This window comes from Mycobacterium sp. 94-17 (assembly GCF_035617725.1).
Lineage (GTDB): Bacteria > Actinomycetota > Actinomycetes > Mycobacteriales > Mycobacteriaceae > Mycobacterium.
In genome coordinates this window covers 1-500 of record NZ_JAPIYN010000088.1, presented here as the reverse complement: position 1 = coordinate 500, position 500 = coordinate 1, and the positions used below count along the sequence as shown (strand labels likewise).

Genomic DNA, 500 nt, shown 5'->3' with positions numbered 1-500 from the left:
GCCAACTCCGCCGGTCTGCCCGAGACCGCGGTGCCGAAGGCCACATCGTGGTGGCCGGTCAACGCGCACAGCAGCTGCGTGAACGCCGCCTGCAACACCACATTGACCGTGGTGTGCTGCGCACGAGCCAACTCCGTCAGCGCCGCAGTGATGGGTTCGCCCAGGCGATGGGCGACCACAGCACGCCGGCCCAGCCCCACCCGGCCGGCCGGTCCCACCAAGGTGGGGGTGTCGAACCCGGCCAGCACTTCACCCCACGCCTTGCGCGCGGCGTCGCGGTCCTGACCCGTCAGCCAGGTGATAAAGCTGCGGTAGGTGGGGGCCGCTGGTAGTCGTTGCCGGTAATAGCCGGCGAGGATCTCACCCAGCAGGATCGGCAGCGACCAGCCATCGAGCACGAGGTGGTGATTGGTCACCACGAACCGGTACCGGTCTGCGCCGGTGCGGATGAGTGCCGCGCGAAACGCCGGCGGCCCGGTCAGGTCGCAGACCGCGGCCCG

General features: G+C 70.2%; 1 protein-coding gene. It reads right to left on the bottom strand.

The window, feature by feature from the left end; all coding sequences use genetic code 11:
* A partial coding sequence (locus tag OQ789_RS25775; RefSeq protein ID WP_324689251.1) for a condensation domain-containing protein occupies positions 1-500 on the bottom strand: 500 nt, incomplete at both ends.